This is a genomic window from Lentzea flaviverrucosa (assembly GCF_003350445.1).
Taxonomy (GTDB): Bacteria; Actinomycetota; Actinomycetes; order Mycobacteriales; family Pseudonocardiaceae; genus Lentzea; species Lentzea californiensis.
In genome coordinates this window covers 1,214,831-1,238,562 of the sequence record NZ_QQAU01000001.1, presented here as the reverse complement: position 1 = coordinate 1,238,562, position 23,732 = coordinate 1,214,831, and the positions used below count along the sequence as shown (strand labels likewise).

Genomic DNA, 23,732 nt, shown 5'->3' with positions numbered 1-23,732 from the left:
CGTTCCGTCCGGCTGAATCAGGCGTTGCGGAACTCTGGTCACCGGGTGGAGGTGCAGGTGTGTGTCGGGAAACCCAGTGATCGGATCCGTGAGTTTCAGAGCGGCTTCAGCCTGGTAGGAGTCGGTCCCTCCCATTCGACCTGATGGCTGCGGTCACATCACCGGTTGCGTAAGCTGCCGCAGCGATGCGCTCAGTTCTGCGGCGGCTAGCCGCGTCGAGCCGAGCAGGTTTCGCCGGAGAGTTTCCGGTATTGCTCCGGTTCCCAGGCCGGAGGCGGTGAGCAGGTCGGTGAGGGCTGAGAACTGCCCTTCCGTGATTGCGGCGTGGATGTCGTGGTGTCGCAGTATTTCCCGAGCGCCGTAGCCGTCTCCCGACTCGATGGCCTCGTCGGCCACCTGAGCGAGCACCCGGCTGGCGGCTCCGCGGTCGGCGGTGTCGGCGAGCGTGGCCACGCAGAGCCCGAGCTGCGCGCGGAAGAACGCGTAGCCGGATGCTGGCTGGTGTTCGCCGAACCGCGTGATCATCGCGGCGACGTCACGCGGCGCGGACGAGCTGTCCGGGTCGGTGCACATCACCTTTAGGCAGGATGCGACCTGGAGCTCCCACGGATGCTGAGGGGTGCTCTCCGCCAATGCCGCTTGCGCTCCTGTCAGGTCGCCTTTGACGAGGTGGGCCATGATCGTGGCTTGGCGGCCTTCCATGAGGTGTAGGCCGATTCCGCGGTGAGTCTGGGCGTGGGTGACCGCATCGTCCCATCGCCCGGCGAGCGCCAAGGCGCGAACGCCGTCGCCGATCAGATGCAGCCATACCCATTCGTGCAGTTTCTGCCGCTCGTCGCGGTCTCCGGTGAGTTCGGTCAGCGGGAGGGTCCGCTCCTCGACGATCAGGTCGGTGCCGGAGCGGATGGCGCGGAAGATCTCGGTGAGCAGCCGCAAAGCCTTGTCACCATTATGGGCGCGGAGCTGCAGGCGGACGAGGTTGATGACGGGTTCGAGCATGTAGCGGGCGTGGAGCACGGTGAGTGGGCGGTCGAGGACGCGGTAGAGGTCGATGTGCTGCCAGCACAGCTCGCGGGCCAGGTCCGGCAGGCCGCAGTCGCTGGCGATCAGTGCTGCCTTGTTCAGGGCGTGGGCGCCTTCGGACAATCGGTCGGCGCCGTCGTGCCCGGCGGCGCGGGCGCTGTCGGCGACCTGCTGGACGCGCTCGGGCAGGGACGGGCAGGAGGGCCTCGGGCGGCCCAGCAGCGGGAAGCGGCGGACCACAGCTGCCAGGGTGGGCGGGTTCGGGGTGATGGTCATGGTCAGCTCCGGGGAAGCAGGGCGGTGGCCGCCGCGCGGGCGAGGAGGCCCTGGCTGGTGGCCGAGAGTCCGAGCCGGTTCCAGTGGAAGATCACCACGTGGGTGAGGATGGCCCGCAGGCCTCGGTCCAGGCGACCGTTCGCGGCGTCGTGACCGAGTTGCTCGCCGGCGGTGCGCAGCCCGGCAAGCCACGGTGCGGCGTGCGTGACCGGCCCGCCTGGCGTGAACAGCTCGCTGTCGGCCAGGTTGGGGATCGACAGGAGGACGCGCACGTTGTCGGCCAGCGTGCCGATGCGGGCCATGTCGGTATCGGCGGGTGCCGGGCGCATCCGGGCGACGCGGTCGAACACGTCGCCGCACTCGAACGTGTCGAGCCCGGCGGCGCGCAGGAGCCCGCCCAGCAGTAGGACGGACAGTTCCCTGCGGCCGAGCCCAGGGGTGTCCTGTCGCAGGTAGTCCAGGACGCCCGCGCTGTCGGCGCAGAACAGGTCGTGGACGGTGTCCATGCCGGCTGTGTCGCCGAAGGCGGCGGTTTCCGGCTCGTACATCGTCGTCCACCAGCGTTCGATGGTTCCTGTGCTGGTCAGCTCGTCGAGTGCGCGGTCGACGGCCGCGGTGTCCGCGTGAAACAGCCGCAGCCGCCAGCAGGGATGTTTGCGCAAGAACCACCAACCGGTCGCCGCGCCGTCGGCGCGCAGGCGGTCCAGGGCCGGTCCGAGTGCTGTGGCTCCGACCGCCTCGGCCGTCGACCAGTCGGCGAACTGGACACGCACCTGGTACCAGGAGTCTTCGTTCCGCCGTTCCAGCGCCGCGAGTCCGGCAGCTTGGTAGGTGCGCACAGCGTCCTCGAAGTCGTTCCAATCCAGATCGTGCTGTGCTGCAACGGTTACAGGATCGCCACCAGCGAGAACCGCCAGCACGGCGGCCGCGAGATCGGCGGGCGCCAGGGTCCGGCCGGTGGTGCTCAGGTGATCAGCAGGCATGCGTCCCATCCCGTGTGAGGCGGCGTGCCACGCCGCGCGGTCTCGAGCGCCAGTTCCACTCCGGCGCGTCCGGTTAGCAGCCCTGCCGCGTCCATCTGGTCGTCGTTCTGGACGACGACAGGCGGTGTGTGCCGGATGAGCCGCTCGGTCAGCGCGGGGAGACGGTTGGCGAGGCCGGGGTCGTGGGCGTCGAGGGAGGCGCGGTAGGCGGTTTGGAAGATCCCGGCAATGCCGTGGCACAGGCCCGGCTCGGTGATGCGGTTGAGCTGAGTGTCGGTCAGGCTCGCGGCCAGCGCGGCCTCGGCGGCGTGCTGACGTTGCGGGTCGTCGGTGGCCAGCGCCGCCAGTTGTAGTGCGCGGGCGATGCTGACCGCGCCGTAGCACCAGGAGGGTCGGCCGGGGCGTGTGCGGGCCGGGCGGCCCGCGTGCAGTTCTTCGCGGGTGATCCACTGCGGCCACCACGGTCCGTCCGGCCCGTCCTGCTGCCAGCGGTCGAACCACTGCGTCAGCTGGGTGATCGCCTCGCGTTGGCCGTCGACCACGCGACCATCCACAGTGGCCAGAGCGAGGAAGGAGAGCAACCCGGCGATGCCGTGGGCCATGCCGAAGTTCGCGTGCCCGCCGGGAGTGGGCATGTTCTTGTCCGGGTCGTGCGCCACCCACCAACCCGGCAGCTTGACGCCGTCCTCGTGGCGCGGCCGGGTCACCAGTGTCACCACGTACCGCAGAATCCCGGCCAGTTCGTCGCTGCGGGGGTGGTGGCGCAGCAGCAGGGCGCCAACGCCAGTGAGTCCGTGGAACAGGTCGTACTCGGCGAAGATGGCAGGCTGGCCACGCTCGATCCTCGTGGCAGCACGGTCCAGGCGCCGGCGGGTCAGCCGCAGTACGTGCTCGTCCATCGTCTGGCTGGCCGCGCGGAGGCGTGGATGACGGTCGGCGGCGGCCTGCAGCAGGAACGCCACGGCGGGTGCCCCGTAGTACAGGCCGGTGTCGTCGTCGGCGTCGACATTGCCCGTGGCGACGCTGCGGATGTGGGCTTGCGCGGTTGTCCAGTCGCCGAAACCGGTCCAGGCACGCTCGACGGCCAGCAGCGCGGGTCCGACCGCACCTGTCGCCAGGGACTGGCGGGCCACCTCATCGGCGGTCAGCGACACCGTGCCGCTCGCTGAGGCCGGGTTCGTGCCGTGCGTCACCGGGCACCGGCCGTGGCGAGCAGGCGCAGCGCAACCGCGCGGGCCAGACGTCCGGTCTCCTTCTCGAATGTCGGATCGACGCCGACGGCGCGGACGTGGTGCTCGTGCAGCAGCGTGCGCAACACCCCGGCCTGCTCTCGCCCCTGCTGGAGGAGGACATCGCGGTAGGCGTTCAACGCGGTGTCTCGGGCATACCAGGCGGCGGAGACCGCGTCACCGCCCGGTAGTGCGCGAACGCCCCGGTACTGCTGGCTGTGGTCCGCGACGGTGAGAGCGTGGTCGCGCAGCATCCGGTCCAGCGGCCCGTGTTCCTGCGGCAGACAGTCCAGCAGCGTCCGGAAGCCGGTCGCCGGATCGGGCGCGAGGGACGCGGCCAGGTGCGCCATCGAGACCGCGGCCAGGGCCTGGGCGGGAATCCCGGATTCCTGCGCGGCGGTGAGCTGGGCGATGGCGGCCGTGGTGTCCGTGGCGAACACCCGCTCGGCCGCCGTCAGCGCGGGGCCGTCGCCGTAGCGGGCGGGGTGCTGCGGCGCAGGCACGAAGGTGAGCTGTCCGGGAAATCCTCGGGAGTCCAGATCGGCCGCGAACCGCGCCACATGGGCGGCGACGGCCCCGTAGTCCCGGGAGTCGTTGAGGCGCAGGAACACCGCGAGGTGTTGATCGGTCTCGGGCCGGAGCATGTCGCGGTGCCGCCGAACCCACCACGACCCGACCGGGCCGTTCGGGTCACATGGGTCGTGCAGTTCGGCGAGGAACCGGGGCAGGTGCGCGGTGAGGATCTCGTCGAATCGCGCCGGGTTGCCCATCAGTTGCGCGTGCAGCACAGCGGAGTCGCCGGGCTGCAACGTCGGGCCGGGTGCGGCGGTGGCGGGCAGGGGCCGTGCGGACGGGGTGATCGCGGTCATCGGGATCAACAGCTCCGCCGGTCGCCCGATCCAGCCTTGTCCGTCGGGTGGGCCGTCCTCGTGCAGTTCGACCCGTTCGGCTCGCCGCAAACGGGCGGACAGCAGGGCTTGGTCGAGCTTCTGGTCGAGGTCCAGTGGCAGCCGCAGCTCGCCGTGGACCAGCACCACCCGTGCCGGCACCCGCGAGCGCTGCCGCCACGCCTGCAGCGCCTCCTGCTCGTTGCGAGCTTCGGACCGGGCGGCGAGGTCGGCGGAGGTGAGGATCCAGCGGGCGGCGCAGAGCAGCGTGCGCCGGTAGCGGATGCGCGGCACGTAGGGCAGGACGCGGGCGGCGCCGAGGTCGAAGCCGCGGAACACTGCGCTGCGCGCGTCGGCGACTTCGGCGAGGAACCGGGCCAGCGGCGGGCTCTGCACGGCGGTGTCCAGCGCGTGCGGAATCCGGGGGATCACCCGTCGGCCGGTGGAGATCTGCACCAGGTAAATCTGTTCGGCGTCGGCGGTGATCGCCAGGTCGTCCACCCCGACGACGTTGAGGTCAGGGTGCGCCGGATCGGGGTGCTCGGACAGCGAGACGACGTCGCCAAGCAGCGGCGGCACCCGCACCACGTTCTCGTTGTGGGGACGGCGCGGCGGGAAGGACAGCTGCACCGCCACCACGTTCGCGACCGCCGTATCCGGCCCGTCCTGGCCGGACGCTGGCTGCGCGGGGCCCGCGGCATAGGTCGCGGCCAGCCTCGCCTGGTCATCCTCGTCCAGCAGGTGGGCGAACCGTCCGGCCATGCTGGTGCAGGACCGTGGCGAGGCGGTGACCCGAAGGCCGAACTCACCGTGGTCGATCGCCTCAGTGGACGCGGCGTACACCTCGACGCCCAGCTCAACCCGCTGGGGCGCAACGACGTCGGTGTGCTTTCCTACGGTCAGCGCCTCGATGTCGGTGTCGGTCAGCTCGATCTCCTGCGTCCCAGTCATCGCGGCGTGCTGGACCAACGCCAGCAGGGCGGCGTCGCGGTCGGTCAGCACCCGCCACGCGGGCCGGGCGCGGGGCGCGCCGAGGAAGCCGGTGGGATAGCCGAGACCGGAGTCGGCGACCAGGTCGCGCACCGGTACCAGCGCACCGGGGCCATAGCGGGCGCGGAACCGGGCGTGATAGTCCAGCCACGCGGCCGTTCCGAAGGGTTGCGTGGTGGTGCGCAGCAGCACGGAGGCGGCACGGGCTGCCTCGTCGAGCACCCGCTCGGGAACGGTGATCGTCGCGTCAATACGCACGTCGGTGGCCAGCGGGTGGCTGACCGCGGGGACAAGAGCGTTCATCCGGGCGGCGACCGCCGCCCGGATCTCCCTGGCCTGGCCAGAATCGGCGATGTCGTTGTGCCGGGCTAGGTCGGTGGCGATCGCGTCGAGTTCACGCAGTTCGGAGGCGACATCGTCCAGGGTGTCCGCTCCAGCCGCGCGTAGGACGCCGAGCAGGTGGGACAAGCCGTCGATGCTGGTCATCGATGGCCGCAGGCTCGTGATCAGCACACCGGCGTCGATCAGGCCGTGCAGCAGCGTCTCGATCTTGGCCGGGGGCGCGGACGGAAACGCGGCAGTCATCAGGCCGGCCAGCGTGTCGAAGCGGATCGGCGAACCGGCCGTGTCCAGAACGAACCGCACGAGACGGGTGAGCCGCACCGAGGACTCCCTCAGCGGTCCGGGAGCAGCGGCGCCGACCTCGGCCCGCCGATGGACGATCACGCGCCCATCGCGCAGAAACCTCGCGTCGTCGACCACCACCGTCAGCCTCGAGCGCAGTCTGCGGTGTCGTTCGAGCCGGTCGATCACTGTGGCGAGCCACTCGCCGTCCACCCGCGTCGCGGCTCGGTGCCGGTTGCCCACCTCGGCCCTTGCGGGGCCGAGGTGGGCAACCCCGACTCCGGCGAAGTCGCCGAACGGGGTGGCCCGGCGCTGCCAGCGCAGCACGTAGGAGGCGACGGACAGCACGGCACGGCGGAGTTCTTTGGCGGTGTGCCCTGTGGAGCCGTCGCTCAGGATCTGGTCGAGACGGGCGCCGAGAACGGGGCTGGCCAGTGTTAGCGCGCTGCGCACCTCCGGGCGCGCCCACACTTTCGCCAGCCACACGCGGCCTTCCTGCTCGACAGCGGCGAGGTCGTCCAGACGCAGATGCACCGGTGGGTCGAGATCACCGGGGTCGGTGGTCACACGGGCCAGGACGAGACCTCTGTGCTGATAGCGCGGTGAAATGGTCATGGCGTTCGGCTCTCCTCACCCAGTGGCCAGGGAAGCGTCTGCCGCCGGTGCGTGCAGACAGGCAGGGCACCGGCGGCAGACGGGGTTGGATCAGAACGGGTCGTTGGAGCCCGAGGCGCACGCGCTGGTGTTGCAGGTGTCGCCGCACCCGTCGCTCGTGTCGCACGACATGATCACGAGCCTGGTGGTGGACTCCACCACGCGCATGTCCAGTTCGAACTCCCCATCATCAAAAAATTCCGGGCTCTCCAGGGCCTCCGCGACGGGGGCCAGTGCTGCCGACATTCGTGTTCACTCCTCGTTCTCCGGGTTATTGCAGGGCACCCTGGTCGCCGGCGTTGTTCGCCGCGGACGGCCAGGAGATCGTGGCGATGCCGTGTGTCTTGGACAGCACGGCCGTGTTCTCGCCGAACTCGGGAAGCTGGGAGCCGGTAGGCCAGTAGGCGAACGTGGGCTCGGTGGCGCGGCCGTGGCGGTCCCATGCCTGGATCTGTTCGACCATCGCGGTCGCGGCGTCCTCGCCGTGCGTTCCGTAGGCCTGGGCGCCGAACTCGACCGCGCCGCCTTCGGGAACGCGACGGACAGCCAGGTAGGCGAACGAGTCGCCGTGGACGGCGGCGAAGGGGAACCAGTCCTTGCGTTCGGCGGCCATATCGGTGCCCTCGTCCGCGGCCACCTTGCAGAAGCCAGGCAGGAACGCGGCGAACCACAGGTGCAGGTCGGCGAAGGACACGCCGAGGTTGATCGTGACGCCAGACCACACCTCTGCGCGGTCGGTCGCCAGCGCTCCGTCCAGCAGGCCCATGTCCTGCGGCACGTCTCCGTCGAAGCGCAGCTTGACCTGGTTGCCGTTGCGGTCGGGCAGCAGAAAGACCCGTTCGTCGCGGGCGCCTTCGCCCTGCATCGGGACGAACCCGGCCACTTCGGCCGAGGTGCTCACCAGGTGGTCGTCCTCGCGGAGGAAGGCGATGACACGGGTGATCCCGTTCATCCGCAACGGAACGACGATCCTGCCGCCTTCGGCCAGATGCTCCAGCCAGGCCGGTGCGAGGTCCCAGGCGCCGACTGTCACCAGGATCGCGTCGAACGGTTCGAACGGTTCACGCAACCCCGGCAGCGGGTTCTCGGCGTCGGTCTGCACCACGGTTACCCGGTCGCCGTAGCCGGTCGCTTCCAGCAGTTCACGAGCGCGATCGGTCACCTCCGGATCGATGTCCACACTGACCACCCAGCCGCCCGGGCCGACGACCTCGGCCAGCAGCGCGGCGTTGAAGCCGCCGGATCCGATCTCCAGCACGCTCATGCCCTCGCCGATCTCGGCCTGTTCGATCATCCGGGCCTGGATATAGGCCGCGCTAGTGGAGGAGATGATCACGCCGTCTGAGGCATGCTTGATCGCGACCGAGTTGTCGACGCTGTAGGTGACGTCCAGCGGCGTTCCCTCGGCGACGAACAGATGCCGGGGCACCGTGCGGAAGGCTCGCTCCACCTCCGGTGAAATGATCTTTTTCTTGTCGATGAGCGTGTCCACCAGGGCATTGCGGAACTTTGCGGCCGTGGCGGCGTCGTGTCGGAGAGTGTTCACCTGATTACTCTTTCAGAGGCGTTGTGCTTGGTTGCGGGCCTGTTGACGGTCAGTGGACCAGGGGAAGGCCAGGGGCGGGGTCGGTCATCGCGGTCCCTCCGGACCGGTAAACCATCAGCTCTGATCGACCCGAAGGACGTCGGTCGCGGTGGCCAGTTCCTCGGTGTCGGCGTCGGCCTCTGGAGCCGGGCCAGCGTGGTGGCTGCGAGCATCTCCGGGATGATGACGGGCATCTCGATGGTGTTGAAGGTGTCGCCAGGTCAGTCCCATGTGGAGCCGTCCTTGCTCCAATCCAGCTCAGCGGACGTCCTTCGGGGACTGCGTCCTGCAGCAGTTGGGCACCGTCGTGCCCCAACTGGTTGCCCTCGCGGTAGGCGTGCTGGGCGGCCACTGCCCTTACCGCCAGCGGCTGCTGTCGTCCGCCTTCGACCCGACCTTGTGCAGGCAGTCGTCGCAGAAGCTGCCGTTCGGAGACTTGCCCGCCTTCTCGATGTCGAGCACCCGGCCGCACTCGGTATCCACCGTGCCGTCGCCGGGACCGCTGCTGTCGCCGATCGCGTGTGTCAGGTTGTCCAGCGGCGAGGTCCACCAGACGTGGCCGCTCACAGGTTCTCCTGGCGCGCAGCACCGCGAAGGCGAGCCTGCCCGCCGTAGGTAGGAAGGCTCGCTGCGCGGATCGACGCGGAGAGTCGGTCACGAGCGGCCAGCCAGGACGGATCTGTGGCGAGCGCTTCGAGTGCCCAGTTGCCATCGGGCGATCGAGCAGGATCAGCGTTGGGCAAGGACATGGTCGGCGTCTCCGTTCACGTATGGAGCGACCCGCATCCCGAGGAAGAGGGATGCGGATCACTGCTCGTAGGGCTCTGCACGGGCAGGGCCGACCAGAGCAGCACGGTGTCGGCGTCGAGGACGGCGTGAGATGCGGTCGACGCGGCGTCACGACCGGAGTGTCGGGGCTAAACAGGCCGTGAACCCGCAACATGCGAACGGGAGATAACTGCGGTCCAGCGCCCACGTGAGGTTGGCTGCTGCGCCCCTCTTCGTCACGGACCCAGTGGCGGTCCAGCGCGATCACCTCGTGGCCTGCCGCCAGTAGCGCGTCAACGAGGTGGAAGGCGATGAACCCGGCGGCCCCGGTCACCACAACGCGGAACCCAACGGGATTGTGGTGTTGCTGCTCAACTGCCCTCCTGGGCGGAATCAGGCGTCGATAGGAAGCGGGGCGGAGGGGCATGAGCCCCTTCCAGGGATGGCTCATGCACCTCCGCGCTCTAGGAGGCCGCCACCTTCGCGCCCGTGTGGTGGTTGGCGACGGTGGCGCACCGACCGACGTGGTCGGCAGAGATCAGGTGGTCGTGGGCGACGACCCAGACCGAGCACGGGAAGAGGCGACCGCGACGCCACCCGGAGCACTGGGGGCACCGGCCCCGCTCATTGGGTTCGTGCAGGGCGAGCAGGGCCCGCCACGCACTCGCGAGACGGGCCAGCTCGGTCTCCGCCAGGGCCGCGAGCGACGCCGCGTCCCCGTTGGCGACGAGCAGCTCCAGATAGTCCAGCCGCTCGTAGACAACGCTGCGCAGGGTGCCGGCCAGGACCTCATCCATCGGCTTCTCCTCATCCCATCGGCGTTGTCGCATCAGTGCGATTCGGCGGCGGCAGGCGGCCACAGGCGCTGATGCAGGTCCAGCGGCACGAACGGGCCGATAGCGACTCCGCCGTCCTGAACCTCGCGGGCCGCCGCGTCGAACCGCGTACAGGGCCAGGACCGCGTTGGGCACAGCGGGCACACCGTCGGACGGTCCACTGGCGGCATGTGCGCTGCCAGCGTGCTGATCGCCTCGACCAGTCGGCCAGCAGGGCTTTCTGCAGGCACGACAACGGCGACGATGTCCCGCAACTCGCCCACGATCACGCGGCGACCACGGGGCCGGTCATGAAGCCGACGCGGGGAAGACGCCGACGTCCATTGTGCAGGTCGGCGACGAGGTCGTCATAGCCGACGGACAGTTCGCTGACGCGGTGCAATGCCTCCCTCACCTGCGTTTTCCCCGCCAGCGCGGTCGCGGTGTCGAGCAGATGCCACTGCGTCCAGGCAGCCACGAGGCGACTCACCAGCTGACCGAACGTCTCGGTGTGCACCACTGCCGTACGGGCATCGGTGATCGCGATCGCCGCCCACATGTTGATCCTGTCGACCAGCACCGCGCACGCTGCGTCAGCGGCGTTGACCAGCCGGGTCGCCGCAGCCACCAAGCGGTCATCGGCGAACGGGTCACACGCGCTCCGGTGCGCTTCCGCACGCAGCTGGTGCTGCCCAGCGAGAGCCGCGACCGCCGCGAGCACCGGGTGGGTGTGCGCGCCGTTCGATGCCAGCACGCAGGCACGGGTCACTGCGGTTGAGCGCGGGATGCCGAGCACTACCGAGGGTGCGTCGCCGCAGTCGATCTCGCCGAGCTGATCATCCTGTAGGGCGATCATCGGGACATTCATGCTGGTCATCGCCGCTTCCTCCACTACTGTGAGAGTCACGTCTCGTCGCCATGTGTAGACAACAGGTCACGGAGCGCGGCGAACACGGCGGCAATGCCGCAGGTTTGCCGCATCTAAGCCGCACTGGCCAGCTTGACCAGCGGCGATTCGACGTCGACCAGGCCGGGTTGCAGGGGGAGGGGCAGTGGTAGCAGCAAAGCGGCGGGGGTTTGCGCTACGCCGCAAGAACGAGGGCTTCACCCAGGAACTCCTGGCCGCAGCGCTGGAGATCGACCGCACCACCGTGCAGCGCTGGGAATCTGGCGAGTGCGCGCCGCAGCCGTGGATGCGGCCACGCCTGGCGAAAACCCTGCAGGTCACCATTACCGAACTCGAAGATCTGCTCACCGAGCCGAGCCTCATCGCCGCGGAACTGGATAACGTAGAGCCTGCAAACCCACTAGAGGGCGGTGATGAGGTGCTGCGACGCGAGCTCCTAGCAGGAGTACTCGGAGTAGCTGGTTATGCCCTGCTCGGCAAGCCTGAGGCCCAAGCTGGTACTGAGCCTATGACGGTCGCCCAGCTTCGGATCTTGGTGGACCGAGCGCAGTCCGATTACCTAGCCTGTCGCTACCAGGAACTGTCTCGCTGCTTGCCGGGGCTCATCCGCACAGCGCAGATCACCTGCGATGCCATCGACGCCGACCAGCGCCTGCAAGCCGAAGCCCTGCTGGCCACCACCTACCGGCACGCCACCTGGCTCGCACTGCGATTGGGCGAGGACGGCCTGGCCTGCGGCCTGTCCGAACAGGCGATGGCAGCCGCCCGCAAGTCCGGCGATCTGCTCGTCGAAGCGGAAGTCGCACAGATGGGCGCCGTCGTCCTACGCCGCTTCGAGCAATCCGGACAGGCCCAACAGCTCGTCGTCAACACGGCGGACAAGATCGATATCAACACCCGGATCGGCGACGGCCCCAACGCCGCCGCCTACGCGATGCTGCTGGAGACCGGCGCCTACACCGCGGCCATCGCTGGTAACCGCGTAACCGCACTGGACCTACATGCCGAAGCCGTGCAGGCAGCACGATCACGCACGCCTGGACAACCCGGACTCGCCATCACACCGTCCGGAGTGGACGCCAACTACCTCGGGCTCTACGGCATCAGTGTGCATCGCAAGCTCGGCGACTATGGCACCGCCATCAACGCCGCCCGAGCGATCCACCCCAACACGATCACCGTCCTGGAACGTCGAGTCCGCTACTGGGAAGACGTTGCGCTGACCTTCGGAGCTTGGGGCAAACGGAAAGAGGCGTTCCAGGCCCTGCTCGCCGCCGAACGTCTCGCACCACAGGAGGTACGGCTGCGCCCATGGGCCCATCGGCTCACAACGCAACTGCGCTCCTCGGGACCAGCCTTGCCAGGGCTCAAGGAGTTCGCGAAGCGGTCACGGATCGCTTGAACCCGGACGAGGAGAAATACGTGCAGGACGACCGCGGCCGCATCTTCCGCGAGGCCTGGATCGCAGGCATCACCAAGCACTTCCCAGGCACGCCCAAGGACAGCTACATCACACCGTGGGACAAGACACCCGAGTGGGAGAAGGCCTGCGCCACCGCCGTCTACGACCAGATCGCTTCGTTCATCGCCGCCGGCGATAACACCACGAAGCTGACCCGCGTCCAGAAGGGACAGTTCGTCGCCGTGTGCTGGCGGGAGCAGATCCGCGCTCATGTCGCCGAGCCGAAGCCCTCCCACGTCCCCGCCTGGGATGACATGCCCGACTGGTGGCAGCAGACAGACAGCGACATCTTCGAGCGCATCGAGCAGAGTATGAACGCTCGGCTTTGACCACGTCAGCAAGGCTGAGGTGAGGCTAGAACACGTACACGCCATGCCGTTCGTCCAGAAGCGCCCGCAACTGCAGGTGCGGCGGACGAGACCAGAGATCACCGCCCCGCTGTCAACGATCAGGTGTCGTGCTCACCCGACGCCGCGGTTGACACGGTGGAGGACCGCGAGCACGCCGACCAGCTCCCAGGCACCACCACCATCGGCAACACCACACCCGCCCTGCCGGGCATGAGAACCGTAGACCTGGTGTGGGCAGGCCTGTGGGGCACCGGCATCAGCCCTGACACCCACGTCATCGAGCTCGTCCGCGACCACCTCGCCACCCTCGACGCGATCCCCATCGCGGCTCTCCCACGTCGCGCACGGCACCCGCGTCCTCGTCGGAGGGGCGCTCACCCACCGCCAGCGCCCACCCAGTGCCGGCGGCACCACCTTCCTCAACATCGAGGACGAGACAGGAATGCTCAACATCATCGTCAGCCCCGGCACCTGGAACAGGTACGGCAAGATCGCCAAACGCAGCGCCGCCCTACTCGTGCGCGGCATCCTCGAGCGCGACAGCGGCTCGATCAACTTGATCGCCGATCGGCTCGATCAGCTCACCTTCGGGCCAGCCGGTTCAACGGCCTGACTCGTCGAGGACCTCCGGAACCGGAACCAACCGCCCCCACCGAACATCACCATCGACCTGCGAATCAACTGCGTCCAGCGTCCACGCTCGTGGCCAGACACGCACTGCCTGTCGCCCGGAGTCTCCAAGACGAGCCCGCGCACGAAGTAGAAACGGCGCCGACTCGAAGGTCGCGCCGTCGAACATGGCGTTGCCGGCGAAGGTCGCGCCGTCGAACATGGCGCGGCTGGCGAACGTCGCGCCGGTGAACGAGGCGTTGCTGGTGAACGTCGCGCCGCTGAACACGGCGTCGCCAGCGAACGTCGTGCCGCCAAACCCAGCGCCGATGGCGAACATGGCGCCGCTGAACGACGCGTTGCTGGCGAAGGTCGCGCCGCTAAACACGGCGCCGCCAGTGAACGTTGCGTAGTAGAACCCAGCCTCGCCAGTGAAAGTCACGCCGTAGAACACGGCGCCGCCTACGAACGTCGTTTCGATGAAAGAGGCTCTACCGGTGAAGGTCGCGCCGGCCAACGCCGCGCCACCGAGCATGGCGCCGCCAGTGAGCGTCGCTCGGTCGAACCTGACGTCGCCGATGAAAGTCGCGCGTTCCATGCGGATCGCGGAGAGGGTGCAGCCGCTGAAGTCAAGATCGATCAGGGTTGCCTCAGTCAGGTCGAGATTCAGGATCTCGGGCCAGTAGTCACGGTGTGGTTCGCTGCTGTCGTCTGGATTTGGGCGGAGATGCTTGGCAAGGAGGCGTTGTACGGAGAGGCGGACGTCGCGCTCCAACACTGCCTCGGCGTGTGCGACCTTGGGGCCAGGTGTTGCGGCGTTGGGGTCGCGTGGCCGCATGCCGATACGTCGGCAGGGGTCGCGCAGCAGCGGACGAGTCACGCCCGCAGATGGAAGCGCGGAAGTCGCGGCTGTTGAGGGTGGTGGGATGTAGGGCATGCGCAGGTAGGCGCACCACAGACTGGCGATCGTAGGGCGTTGGTCTGGGTTGTCCTGGCCGAGGCGTTCCAGCGCGTACAGGCCGGCCAGCCGGACCGGTGCCTTGTCGGAGCCGAGCTGGTCAGCGGCTTTGGTGTAGAGCTCGGTGACCCGCCGCGCTCTGGCATCGTCTTGGGTGTGTGCTTGGGCGTGCAGTTGGGCGCGCAGGTCGCGCTCGGCGGTCATCTGGCGTCGCACCGCGAGGTACAGCGCGAACAGCGCCACTCCGCCGGCCACGGCGCTTAACGCGATCTTCACCGCGTCCAGCTTCGCGATCACGACGTCCTTGCCGCCGATCGCCGCGTTCGGATCCGTCCTCACTGCGGCGGCCCGTTCCAGCCAATCCAGCGTGAACCACAACGCCCCGCCGACCGCGAGCACCAGGATGACCAATCCCCACGCCGCGACGTGCCACGACGGCCCCGGGACGCGCCACGACACCCAGTCATGTTCCCGACGGTCGACGAGTCGATCATTCGGATTCGGCCGCCGCTGGGCCGTGCGACGCCAAGTCAGCATGCGAGGCCAGCGGGAACGCGCAGGTTCGGAGGCGGTCATGCCTTTACGTCGCGGAATTGTCGCGGTGTGCAACACCTGAGGCGGTGATGTTGTGGCGCCGACGCGCATGGCGGGCCGGCCTTTGGTGTCGGTGTAGTTGGTGCTGTCGTTGTCGGCGCGTTGTCGACGGGTTGTCAGCGGATGAGCTTGTTGGCGATGGGGAGGGAGCCGCCGAACGTGAGGATGGCGGTGATGAAGGCCGCGGTTGTGCTGTGGAGCTGAGCGTGGGTGAGGTAACCCAGGGCTCCGCCGATGGTGATCGAGATGAGGAAGATCAGCGCGCTGCGCTGACTCAGCAGTGCTTCGTCATCTTGCGGCGGGGGAGGAACTGGGCTGTTCATTCGTCGAGTCCGATCTCGTGGCCGGGTGCAGGGAAGCTAGAAGACCACTTGAGGCTGATGGCGGACTCGCGCACCCACCGCAGGTCGTAGCAAAAGCAAACGAATTTCACCCCAGCGGCACGGGAGCGGGCGCCGGCGGGTCGGGTTGCTGGCCCCCGCTCGTCCAGCCGGTCGACGCCGGGAGGATCCGCGGTTGACCGCGGTGACGTTCGGGCTGGTTCCGGCCGGGGATGTGCCGGGTCTTTCGGGTTGAATGGGGATGTGATTTTTGCTGGTCAGGGCGTTTCGGGTGCGTTGTGGGGGGTTGGGGTGTGCGTGAGGGCCTGGTCTTCGTGCTGCCTGGGCTCGACGTTGACGAGCTCGGCGGCCCTCGACCTGCTCGGCCTCGACCTGCTCAGCCTCGACCCGCTCGCATCGGGCAGACCGAGATCGAGCAGATCCATTCCGCCGCCAGAGTCTTCGCCGCGTGGGACCACACCTACGGCGGCGGGCTGGCCCGTGAAGCCGTCCGCGCCCAGCTCCGGTTCTCCGCAGGGCTGCAGGAAGCCGCTTGTCCGGCAGGCTGCGCGGCACGCTGCATAGCGTTTCGGTACGCACTCGCCTGCGGACAGATTTAGGGCTCTGCAGATCGGGTTGAGCAAGCCGACGGATCTCGCGCATACCGTAAGCGGGCCCCCCGATTGCGCTGGCTGGGGTGCGCGCCGGTGACAAGGCAAACCTGGCGGGCGCGCGCTCCGGACGTGCGTGGAAGGCGAACCCCACACCTAGCGCTCTGGCGCAGCAAGGGGTGAGCCGCCGATGAAATCCAGCAGTGGTGTGACGTCCCGATCCACAGGGCGTGAACCTTCTGCGGGTGGGTCTCCACTGGGCACTTGAGACGTGGATGTGCGCCGCAGCAGTGGCAGCTCCGAAGATCACGTCAAAGCCAGGCACCGGTGAGGGTAGCCAGCAGGGACAACAGGCTCGAGAGTGGAGCCGAACTCAGCGCCAGAGCACGCGCGACCCACAACCACGGCGTCGGCGAGGGCGGCAACAACACGATGGAAGCGAGACGATCAGCACGATTCTGGCCGCGTGCAGGACCACAGCTGATCGACTTTTCCGACGTGGCTCCGGCGCTGTGGCGTTCGGCTAGCGTTGCAACTGGCCGCGCACTGCGCCCGCCGGGTACTCGGCGTTGTGTACGTTGACGTAGAACTGACCGGGCTTGTTCGCGATCTCCTTGGCGAGCGCACGATCAACCTGGGCGCAGCTGTAGCTCGTCCCGTCGGACGGAGCCGCCAGGTTGACCACGACAGGTCCGGCCGCGCCCTTGGCGCCGCGGTGGATGTGCGCGGCGGTCGCCGTCTGGATCTTCCTCACCGTCAGGCTGACACACACCTTGTCGCGGGAGATCCGCACGGCGGCCTGACCGCGCCCGTCCGGATCGCCCGGCCCCGGTACCTCCGCCTTGCCGGTGAGCTGGGAGTAGCGGTGCTGGCCGCCCAGACCCAGCCCGAGGTCCAGGTCGAGATCCAGGCCAAGCCCGATGCCGGACCCGCCGCCGTGGTGCGAACCGTTGTCGTGGGCGAATGCCGCCGGAGCGGCGCCCGCGAACATCAGTGCCGCAGCCGTGGACACGAAGAGCAAACTCAGTTGACGCCTCACCGAAACCTCCTGGTCGGGTAACGACTCGTCCAAGTGATTCGTGGAGCGGAGAGAATCGGATTGGTCGGTCCGCTGATCGCCAGACGCGAATCTTCTTCTCGCCCTTGCGGGCGATGAGACGATGCGGTTCCCCAAGCGGTTCAAGACCATCTGGTACGTGCCCGTCGCGCTGACCCGCGGCATGAGCGCTCGAGCGGCCGATCTTCTCAGATTCTCTCCGCAAGGAACTCGAGATCGGTGCTGATCTTGCTCGTAAGTTGGTTGCGGTGTTACGGAGCGAGGTCGCAACCAAGCTCGTGGCCTCGGATGGGTGACGTCCTGTGGTCGGTCCTAGAGGCCGACCACAGCTAGGCCACGTGTAGTGATGTTGCTTCCGGATGGCATCGCCTGCATCGTCGCTATGCCCCATTTGGGTGAGATGTGAAACGTGGAGGAGAATTGCTTCGATGATGTGAACACCTGCCGTGAGGTGCGGCAGTAGCTTGCTGTCGGAGTTCGGGCCCGAGCGATGCACTGTGGACGGTGGAGATGGGCGTGGTGTTGCCGACACCTGATGTGCTGTTCGCTCTCTTCCAGGCCCAAGCCGGCACTGTGGGGGGTGCCAGGGAAGCGTTCCAGATGCTCGTCACCGACCTGGTGAGCGTCCGGCATCCGGCTGCGAACGAGGTTGCCGGGCCAGGCGGTGGCGACTGGGGGATCGACACCTACGTCGGGCGGCTGGACGACTCTGTCGTGGTGTGGCAGTCGAAGTTCTTTCCGACCTGGGGCGGGAAGGACCAGCAGCAGCAAGTTCGGGACTCGTTCAAGCAGCTCTTGGGCAAGGCCAAGTCGGAAGGTTTCCGTGTGGACGCGTGGACGCTCTGCGTGCCGTGCATCCTTCCGCCTGGGGAACAGCGGTGGTTCGACGGCTGGAAGGTGCGTGAGGGCCGGAGGCACAACGTCAAGATCGGCATGTGGAACGGGATCGAGCTCCGTCGTCAGCTCATGCAGCCAGACGCTGAGCAGGTGTACCGCACTCACTTCGCCGGAAGTCATTCCCGGTCAGCTGAGCCGGTCAGAACGCTGGCTGACGTCGGCTGTCTGGGTGACGCACTCTTCGTGCGGCAGCTCGAAGCGGCCGGCAACGTCGAGACGGACGCTGCACGAGGTCTGTTCTTTGCGGCCGAAGCGCTGGCACGCGATCTGGCCGCGGCGGGCAACAAGGCTGGCGTCAGCGCGCTCAACGAGCTGCACCTTGACGTGCAGTCGTTGTGGGAGCAGCACTTCAACGCTCGCGTCGCTGGTGCTGATGATGCAGGCAAGATGCAAGGCCTCATCGACCAGGTTCTGCTCGAGGCCGGGCAATGCTGCGATCCAGAAGGTCTCAAGCTGCGACCCGCACATCGCAAGGGCGTCGTGCACCGCCTTGTCGAGGACGCGCGTGCGGGCTGGGTACGGCATTGGCGTCACATCGCGGCCTCCCATCAAGGCCCGGCGGCGAGCGAGACCGTCGCCACGCAGTTGGAAGTGGACCAACCTGGAGCAGTGTCGTGACGTCGTTCGAAGGCGGCCATCTCGACGAAAGCGTTGCGCTTTCTGCGGCGGTACCCGACAGTCCCGAGGATCGTCAGGTGTTCCGGCTGGCGCAGCTGACCCTCCTCCTCCAGATCGCCGGTGAGGAGGCCGCACCGGTCCGATCTGTTGACCGCCTTGCCTTCTATGACTTCTTCTCTGCGAATCCCTTTGTCGTCGTCTCCGGCGACACCACGCGTGACAACGCCGATCGTCTGACTCTGCGGCTCGCGGGATTCAGCGATCATCAGCTGTCGTACGCGTCCACCGGGCAGCGGTTCGCGAGCAGATTGCGGCGGCTTCAGCACGACCTCTCGCTGTTGGTGGCCTACGGCCTGGTCATGATCGAGGACGAAGGTTACGGACTGACGGACTCGGGGAGAGCGGTCGCCTCACAGTTCATCTCCGTCTATGCAGACGCTTACCGAGAGGGCGCGCGCGTCGTCCTTGGAAGATTGAAGCGCTTGTCGGACCGGGGTTTGAAACGGTCTGCCGAAGAGTGGCTTGGGCGGTCCTGGCTGCTGATCGATGTGCTGGACGACGTCCTGGAAGCCACGCCCGGCGCCACGGATCGCGGAAACAGGGGGGAGCCTCGTGGCTGACAACGACCCGACCCGTGGTATCAGGCTGGTTCAGCTGAAGCTTGGTGGGCTTGCTGCGACGGGCCGTTCCTACGAGGTCTCGTTCCGCGAGGCCGATGGGGACTCGTGGCGACCGTTCTCCGTCATCGCCGGCCCGAGCCAGACCGGGAAGTCGAGCGTCATCGACTTCGCGCGCTACTGCCTCGGGGACGATGAACATCCCCAGCACCCTGAAGTTCTCGCATCTGTGCGCTCTGCCCTCCTGGAAACGGTGCTGGGTGGAACCACGACGACGATTGAACGCGCCGCCACGGGTCCGTCCTCGAAGTTCGCGTCAATGTGGCAAGCGCCGTTGTCGGGCCTGCAGAGCGTTCCTGAGTTGCGGCTGCCGATCGAGCCCACATCAGATCCGACTGGACTGTCCCAGCACGTGCTGGCCGCCTGCGGTCTCGGCAACGTGGAACTCCCGATCGCTCCGACGCAGGCGGAGTCGGCCACGAACATGCTCAGCATTCGTGACGTGTTCCGCGTGATGTGCCTGCCGAACGAGCGCCTGGACAACAAGAATCTGGTGTTCGAACACTCCAACCACATGGTCAGGCAGAAGTTCCAGCAGACCATCAACGTGATGTTCGACGTGCACGACGCCGTGGGCAGCGATATCGCCGGTAGGCTCAAGCTGGCGAACGACGCCGTGCGGGACGCAGAGCGCGCGGCCAAGGCTTTGCGAGCAGTGGTCGAGGAAGAACATCCGCTGGGACCACTCGTGTTGGAGACCGACCTCGACAACGCACGACGGGAGGTCGCCGAGCTCGCGGCACAGCTTGCCGTACTCGACAACGAACGGTTTGCCAGCCAGAGCGGGGTCACCGAACTGAGGCAAGCCCTCAGTGCAGCCCAGGACGCGGCCCGCGGGGCGAACGTTCGAGTGCGCAACCGTGAAAGCCTGGTCGACCGTCTGGGCGCGCTCCGCGGCCAGTACGCGGACGACAAGAAGAAACTGACCTTCCTGAAGGAAGCCGAGCAGCTGTTCGACCCGCTGCACGTGGCCGTGTGCCCGGCTTGTCTGTCTGCACTGGACACTCCGCCGGCGCTCGTCGATGGTGCGTGCACTCTTTGCGGGCATGAAGTTGAGGCTGAAGACGCTGGTGTAGCTCAGGGTGAGTCTGCTGCGGCAGAGGGAACGACTGCCGGCCGCACGGGCTCCGCGGTTGTGTTGCAGGCGGAGCTAAAGGCGACGACCCGGCGACTCGACGAACTCAACGAGTACTGGACTCGCCTGGACAATGATCTGAGCGTTCTTCGCGCCGCGCGTGATGAGGCGGATCGTGTGGTCGAGGTGGCGGCTGCAGCGCTCAATCGCGTCGCCGACGTGCCAGCACCGTACCTCGCCAGCCGCGACGATCTGGCCCGGCGGCACGCGGCAGCCTTGCTGCGGGAACAACAGACGGCCGCGGGTCTGCGGTTGTGGGAACGGGTGCAACAGGCAGACGACAACGTCGATCGTCTTGAAGGGCAAGCAAGAAGGCTGCGTGCCGAGCGCCGCGAGGCTGGGGCGCGCCCTGACCGCACCGCCGTGATCAGACAGCTGTCCCAGCGCTTCGGTGAGGTGCTCTCGGACTTCGGCTATCCGAAGCTGAGCAACCCGAGGCTCGACGGCAACCTGATGCCTCACGTGCGCGGACTCCCGTACAGCGCTGCCAGTAGCGGTGGCTTGGTGTTGATCAGCCTCGCCTGGTATCTCACCCTCTGGGAGGTCGCCCACGAGCAGGACGCCCGACGGCCGGGCTTGCTCATCATCGACAGCCCGCAGAAAAGCCTCGGTCACTCGGCGGATCCCAACGACCCCGACTTCGCCGACGCCCGCCTCGTCGAGAACTTCTACCGCCACGCCAAGCAATGGCTCGCCGGGCCAGGCTCTGGCGCCCAACTCGTCGTCGTCGACAACTCTCCTCCAGAAGTCGTTTCGGACGACGTCGTGAAGCGGTTCACGCGAAGCCGAACCAACCCTCCTTACGGCTTGATCGATGACGCGATCGACTGAGCGACCATCGGGCCCGCCGACCAGTGTCGGGGCGGCTTTGTTCTATCGGAGGTAATCAACAGGTGGACATCCGCTTCACCCTTGCCTGCGCGAACCAGCCTGGTCTCCACCGGCACAGGTCACGGATCTGCCAGAGTCTCACCAGACAATCGATGCGCTTGCCAAGCGGTCACCTCCTCAGAGGACTGCTTGACGCAGACGATTCGAGCCGTGCCGGCCAAGGCCGCCTCTGCGTCGGTGGGCGGGCCGATGGCGGCCGTCGCTCGGGCGAACTGGTGTAGGCCGCGATCTTGGGGGTTATTGAGTCGGCAGGGTAGATCGGCTGATCGATTCCACCGGTTCGAGCCGGTGCGGCGGTGCTGCGTCAGACATACCGAAGCGACCATCATGGCGAGCGAGTAGGTCAGCAGGAAGAGACAACAGCCTTCAGCGGGAACTCGGCAGCAGGTGAGCATCTTGTTACCTGCGGAGGTTGAACCTCACCACCCACGCCAACGCTGCGTTGTCACCGACCGGCGTTGTGGCCGTTGTCCAGCTGGCTGCGGTCGACCACTCGGTTCGGGACCTGTGTCGTTCAGTCGGATCCGAACTTCGGCTTCAGCCTCGCCGCGATCAAAGGAGGGCGCGGGTCGCCTCTCTGTCCTTCAAGGACTGAACGGACCGGACCGAGAGGCGACCTGGTGCCAAGAGAATTACGGGGTCAGCGTCCAGCTGTTGATGTAGCCGACGTCCGCGTTCGCCCGGTCCTGCACGCGCAACTTCCAGGTCCCGTTGCGGGGTTCGCTGGAGAGGTTGACGGTGTAGGTCTGGTTGATGTTGTCGGTTGAACCGCCGCCGCGGTTGTGCAGGTTGTAGGCGGTGCCGTCAGGGGCGACGAGGTCGACGATCAGGTCACCGATGTAGGTGTGCACGATGTTGACGGCGACCGACGAGGTGGCGGAGCCGTTGCCGGAGCACCCGGAGACCGTGGCGGGGGACTCGGCGGTGCTGTTGTCCTGGATGGAAACGTCGTTGGGGTTGGTGGCCGCCGCGCATCCCGCACCGTTGACGGTGAGCATGTACGTGGCGGTGTGGGTGGCCGACGGCGCGGTGCCGGTGACGGTGACCGAGTAGGTCCCCGGCGGAGTCGTGGCGCCGGTCGAGATGGTGAGCGTTGACGAGTTGCCTGCGGTCACCGAGCTCGGGCTGAACGATGCCGTGGCTCCTGCAGGCAGACCGCTCGCGGTGAGCGTCACCGTTTCAGCCGATCCGCTGCGGACACTCGTGTTCACCGTGGCGGCCACCGAGCTGCCGGGGTTGGTCGAGCCGGAGGAGGGCGACGTGCCGATGGTGAAGTCGTTGGAGGGGGCGGAGAGGTTGGGCTTCACCACGAAGAGGCCGCCTTCGATGGTGAAGACGGCGACGTTGCCGCTCGGGTAGTACGGGTAGTTCGTCCAGGTGCCGTTGAAGCCGGCCGTGTTGCTGGACGGGTAGATGTCGAAGTACGCGGCTTCGGACATGGTGGTCGGGGTGGCGACGTTGGTCAGGTCGACGATGCGCAGCCCGGCCTTGTAGTTCGACTGGTACGAGTAGTTGCCCTTGATCCACTGGTTGTGGTCCGAGGCGGTCGTGGGGCCGTTGAACGTGCCGACGAGCACCGGGTTGGTGAGGTCGGCGACGCTCCACACGTAGGTGCGGGTGTTGCCGCCGTTGCTGGTCTCGTCGGTTTCGTCATCGAGCAGGAAGTACCGGTGGTCCTCGGTGAACACGCCCTGGTGGACGTAGCCGCGGCCCGTGTAGGTCTTGCGGGACAGCTGCACCGGGCTGGACTTCGAGGTCACGTCGAAGAAGGTGAGCGTGTCCTCATTGGACCCGGCGAGGATCTCCTTGCCCTGGTAGCGGGTGTCGGGTCCGCGGTAGATGACGGCCGTCGAGTCGTGTGAGTAGCCGTCGCCGCTGATGCAGCCGGCGAACGTCGGCGAGAGCCGGTTGGTCAGGCTGTAGGCCCGCGGTCCGCCGGAGCAGGTGGTGGAGCCGTTGACGTACAGAAAGCCGGTTTGTGCGTTGACGCTGACGGTGTGGGCTCGGGTGAACGAGGTGTCGCGGGCGTCCGCGCTGAAGATCACCGGGGGAGAGGTGACCGAACGCAGGCGGGTGAGGTCGAAGATCTGCAGGCCGTGGCTGCCGTTGTTGTCGGAGACGATGTAGACGGTGTTGTTGTGGACGGTGAGCTCGCGCCAGCTGGACGAGCCGGTGGCCGTGGGCAGGTTGCCCAAGTAGACGGGGCTGGTGGGTGTGCTGATGTCCACGAACGACGTGCCGTTCGTGCGGGCGACGATCGCGTACTCCTTGCCGGTGGACGAATCGGTCCAGCCCCAGCCTCCGCTGCCGGAGCCGCCGCCCATGGCGGACAGAGGCAGGTTCGACTGCAGGTCGATGTTGCGGCACGGGTAGGTGCCCGCCATGCCGTTCGTGCAGGGGACGGCTGCGGCAGCTTGGACCGGTGCGGCGGCGGTGGACGGGGTCACAGGAACGGCTAGGGCGAAGGTCGCCAGCACCGTCAAGATCGATCTCTTCAACATGCTCGGTTCTCCCATGCAGGGTTGGGTTGAACGTCACTACATGCGGTGGTGCGGCTGTAAAAATTCATGACGAGCCCCGCGTGCGGTAGGGCCGATGTGAGGGTTCTTGCCTCCTGACATGCACGCGGCCGAGTGTCTTGTACTGCATCAGATGGAATAGCCAACGATCCAGATTCGTACTATCAGCTATAGTTGTCTGCCGTCACCGGCTGCCGATCTACTACTCCAGATAGTCGATCTAATCACCGTTTTCCTTGACCCGGATACCTGGTAGGGGTAAGCCTGGGATACCCCATGCCCGTATCGAACGG

20 protein-coding genes and 1 pseudogene are annotated in these 23,732 nt (G+C 67.3%); 6 read left to right on the top strand and 15 right to left on the bottom strand.

Annotated features, from left to right (window positions below; all coding sequences use genetic code 11):
• Window positions 1-153: 153 nt before the first annotated feature.
• The 11 genes and pseudogenes from DFR72_RS05555 to DFR72_RS05510 all read right to left on the bottom strand — a co-directional run bounded on the left by DFR72_RS05555 (window position 154) and on the right by DFR72_RS05510 (window position 10,711).
• Window positions 154-1,299, bottom strand: a complete 1,146-nt coding sequence (locus DFR72_RS05555; RefSeq protein ID WP_090063727.1) for a hypothetical protein — start codon at window positions 1,297-1,299, stop codon at window positions 154-156.
• Window positions 1,300-1,301: 2 nt separating this feature from the next.
• Window positions 1,302-2,282 carry a thiopeptide-type bacteriocin biosynthesis protein gene (locus DFR72_RS05550; protein WP_090064476.1) on the bottom strand — a complete coding sequence of 327 codons (981 nt, stop codon included), beginning with the start codon at window positions 2,280-2,282 and terminating at the stop codon, window positions 1,302-1,304.
• Complete coding sequence (locus DFR72_RS05545) at window positions 2,264-3,475, bottom strand: lanthionine synthetase C family protein (protein ID WP_211335316.1); 1,212 nt, start codon at window positions 3,473-3,475, stop codon at window positions 2,264-2,266. The genes DFR72_RS05550 and DFR72_RS05545 overlap by 19 nt, the downstream gene beginning before the upstream one ends.
• Window positions 3,472-6,627 carry a lantibiotic dehydratase gene (locus tag DFR72_RS05540; protein WP_090063728.1) on the bottom strand — a complete coding sequence of 1,052 codons (3,156 nt, stop codon included), beginning with the start codon at window positions 6,625-6,627 and terminating at the stop codon, window positions 3,472-3,474. Before DFR72_RS05540 ends, DFR72_RS05545 begins: the two co-directional genes overlap by 4 nt.
• 90 nt (window positions 6,628-6,717) lie before the next feature.
• Window positions 6,718-6,912, bottom strand: a complete 195-nt coding sequence (locus tag DFR72_RS05535; protein ID WP_090063729.1) for an FxLD family lanthipeptide — start codon at window positions 6,910-6,912, stop codon at window positions 6,718-6,720.
• Window positions 6,913-6,937: 25 nt separating this feature from the next.
• The gene (fxlM, locus tag DFR72_RS05530; protein WP_090063730.1) at window positions 6,938-8,212 is read right to left on the bottom strand and encodes a methyltransferase, FxLD system; all 1,275 of its coding nucleotides are present in this window, start codon (window positions 8,210-8,212) and stop codon (window positions 6,938-6,940) included.
• Window positions 8,213-8,608: 396 nt separating this feature from the next.
• Window positions 8,609-8,818 carry a hypothetical protein gene (locus DFR72_RS46720; RefSeq protein WP_090063731.1) on the bottom strand — a complete coding sequence of 70 codons (210 nt, stop codon included), beginning with the start codon at window positions 8,816-8,818 and terminating at the stop codon, window positions 8,609-8,611.
• A 451-nt stretch (window positions 8,819-9,269) separates the two neighbouring features.
• Window positions 9,270-9,446, bottom strand: a pseudogene (locus tag DFR72_RS46715) (NAD-dependent epimerase/dehydratase family protein); the annotation flags it as partial.
• A gap of 37 nt (window positions 9,447-9,483) precedes the next feature.
• On the bottom strand, window positions 9,484-9,816 hold the full coding sequence (locus DFR72_RS05520; protein ID WP_090063732.1) for a hypothetical protein: 333 nt from the start codon (window positions 9,814-9,816) through the stop codon (window positions 9,484-9,486).
• A 32-nt stretch (window positions 9,817-9,848) separates the two neighbouring features.
• On the bottom strand, window positions 9,849-10,124 hold the full coding sequence (locus DFR72_RS05515; RefSeq protein ID WP_090063733.1) for a hypothetical protein: 276 nt from the start codon (window positions 10,122-10,124) through the stop codon (window positions 9,849-9,851).
• Complete coding sequence (locus DFR72_RS05510) at window positions 10,121-10,711, bottom strand: DUF4254 domain-containing protein (RefSeq protein WP_143086634.1); 591 nt, start codon at window positions 10,709-10,711, stop codon at window positions 10,121-10,123. The genes DFR72_RS05515 and DFR72_RS05510 overlap by 4 nt, the downstream gene beginning before the upstream one ends.
• A 175-nt stretch (window positions 10,712-10,886) precedes the next feature.
• On the opposite strand from DFR72_RS05510, the gene DFR72_RS05505 reads away from it, so the two are divergent.
• The 3 genes from DFR72_RS05505 to DFR72_RS47680 all read left to right on the top strand — a co-directional run bounded on the left by DFR72_RS05505 (window position 10,887) and on the right by DFR72_RS47680 (window position 13,166).
• Window positions 10,887-12,143 carry a helix-turn-helix transcriptional regulator gene (locus tag DFR72_RS05505; protein ID WP_170176130.1) on the top strand — a complete coding sequence of 419 codons (1,257 nt, stop codon included), beginning with the start codon at window positions 10,887-10,889 and terminating at the stop codon, window positions 12,141-12,143.
• A gap of 20 nt (window positions 12,144-12,163) precedes the next feature.
• Complete coding sequence (locus DFR72_RS05500; RefSeq protein ID WP_090064478.1) at window positions 12,164-12,532, top strand: hypothetical protein; 369 nt, start codon at window positions 12,164-12,166, stop codon at window positions 12,530-12,532.
• A 283-nt stretch (window positions 12,533-12,815) separates the two neighbouring features.
• A complete protein-coding gene (locus DFR72_RS47680; RefSeq protein WP_342768633.1) occupies window positions 12,816-13,166 on the top strand; it encodes an OB-fold nucleic acid binding domain-containing protein in 351 nt (116 codons plus the stop codon).
• On the opposite strand, the gene DFR72_RS05490 is transcribed toward DFR72_RS47680, so the two are convergent.
• The 3 genes from DFR72_RS05490 to DFR72_RS05480 form a co-directional block, all read right to left on the bottom strand.
• Entirely contained in the window at window positions 13,155-14,579 is a 1,425-nt protein-coding gene (locus DFR72_RS05490; protein ID WP_090063737.1) for a pentapeptide repeat-containing protein, read from the bottom strand. The genes DFR72_RS47680 and DFR72_RS05490 overlap by 12 nt on opposite strands.
• A gap of 251 nt (window positions 14,580-14,830) precedes the next feature.
• The gene (locus DFR72_RS05485) at window positions 14,831-15,037 is read right to left on the bottom strand and encodes a hypothetical protein (protein WP_090063738.1); all 207 of its coding nucleotides are present in this window, start codon (window positions 15,035-15,037) and stop codon (window positions 14,831-14,833) included.
• Between the two features lie 1,131 nt (window positions 15,038-16,168).
• Window positions 16,169-16,684: a CHRD domain-containing protein gene (locus DFR72_RS05480; protein ID WP_170176128.1), complete on the bottom strand. Its 516-nt coding sequence runs from the start codon at window positions 16,682-16,684 to the stop codon at window positions 16,169-16,171.
• A 522-nt stretch (window positions 16,685-17,206) separates the two neighbouring features.
• Here DFR72_RS05480 and DFR72_RS05475 point away from each other — a divergent pair.
• Genes DFR72_RS05475 through DFR72_RS05465 form a run of 3 tightly spaced genes read left to right on the top strand, consistent with a single transcriptional unit; the run spans window position 17,207 to window position 20,860 of the window.
• Complete coding sequence (locus DFR72_RS05475; protein ID WP_114773603.1) at window positions 17,207-18,217, top strand: hypothetical protein; 1,011 nt, start codon at window positions 17,207-17,209, stop codon at window positions 18,215-18,217.
• Window positions 18,214-18,837, top strand: a complete 624-nt coding sequence (locus tag DFR72_RS05470) for a hypothetical protein (protein ID WP_090063742.1) — start codon at window positions 18,214-18,216, stop codon at window positions 18,835-18,837. Before DFR72_RS05475 ends, DFR72_RS05470 begins: the two co-directional genes overlap by 4 nt.
• Complete coding sequence (locus DFR72_RS05465; RefSeq protein ID WP_090063743.1) at window positions 18,830-20,860, top strand: hypothetical protein; 2,031 nt, start codon at window positions 18,830-18,832, stop codon at window positions 20,858-20,860. The genes DFR72_RS05470 and DFR72_RS05465 overlap by 8 nt, the downstream gene beginning before the upstream one ends.
• A 692-nt stretch (window positions 20,861-21,552) precedes the next feature.
• Here the strand turns inward: DFR72_RS05465 and DFR72_RS46235 are convergent.
• Window positions 21,553-23,421 carry a choice-of-anchor B family protein gene (locus tag DFR72_RS46235; protein ID WP_211335315.1) on the bottom strand — a complete coding sequence of 623 codons (1,869 nt, stop codon included), beginning with the start codon at window positions 23,419-23,421 and terminating at the stop codon, window positions 21,553-21,555.
• Window positions 23,422-23,732 lie beyond the last annotated feature (311 nt).

Excerpts from the sequence above, each read along its gene's own strand:
- DFR72_RS46235 (WP_211335315.1), bottom strand. The coding sequence starts at position 23,421 with ATGTTGAAGAGATCGATCTTGACGGTGCTGGCGACCTTCGCCCTAGCC.
- DFR72_RS05540 (WP_090063728.1), bottom strand. The coding sequence starts at position 6,627 with ATGACCATTTCACCGCGCTATCAGCACAGAGGTCTCGTCCTGGCCCGT.
- DFR72_RS05550 (WP_090064476.1), bottom strand. The coding sequence starts at position 2,282 with ATGCCTGCTGATCACCTGAGCACCACCGGCCGGACCCTGGCGCCCGCC.
- DFR72_RS05535 (WP_090063729.1), bottom strand. The coding sequence starts at position 6,912 with ATGTCGGCAGCACTGGCCCCCGTCGCGGAGGCCCTGGAGAGCCCGGAA.
- DFR72_RS05555 (WP_090063727.1), bottom strand. The coding sequence starts at position 1,299 with ATGACCATCACCCCGAACCCGCCCACCCTGGCAGCTGTGGTCCGCCGC.
- DFR72_RS05485 (WP_090063738.1), bottom strand. The coding sequence starts at position 15,037 with ATGAACAGCCCAGTTCCTCCCCCGCCGCAAGATGACGAAGCACTGCTG.
- DFR72_RS05520 (WP_090063732.1), bottom strand. The coding sequence starts at position 9,816 with ATGGATGAGGTCCTGGCCGGCACCCTGCGCAGCGTTGTCTACGAGCGG.
- DFR72_RS05510 (WP_143086634.1), bottom strand. The coding sequence starts at position 10,711 with ATGACCAGCATGAATGTCCCGATGATCGCCCTACAGGATGATCAGCTC.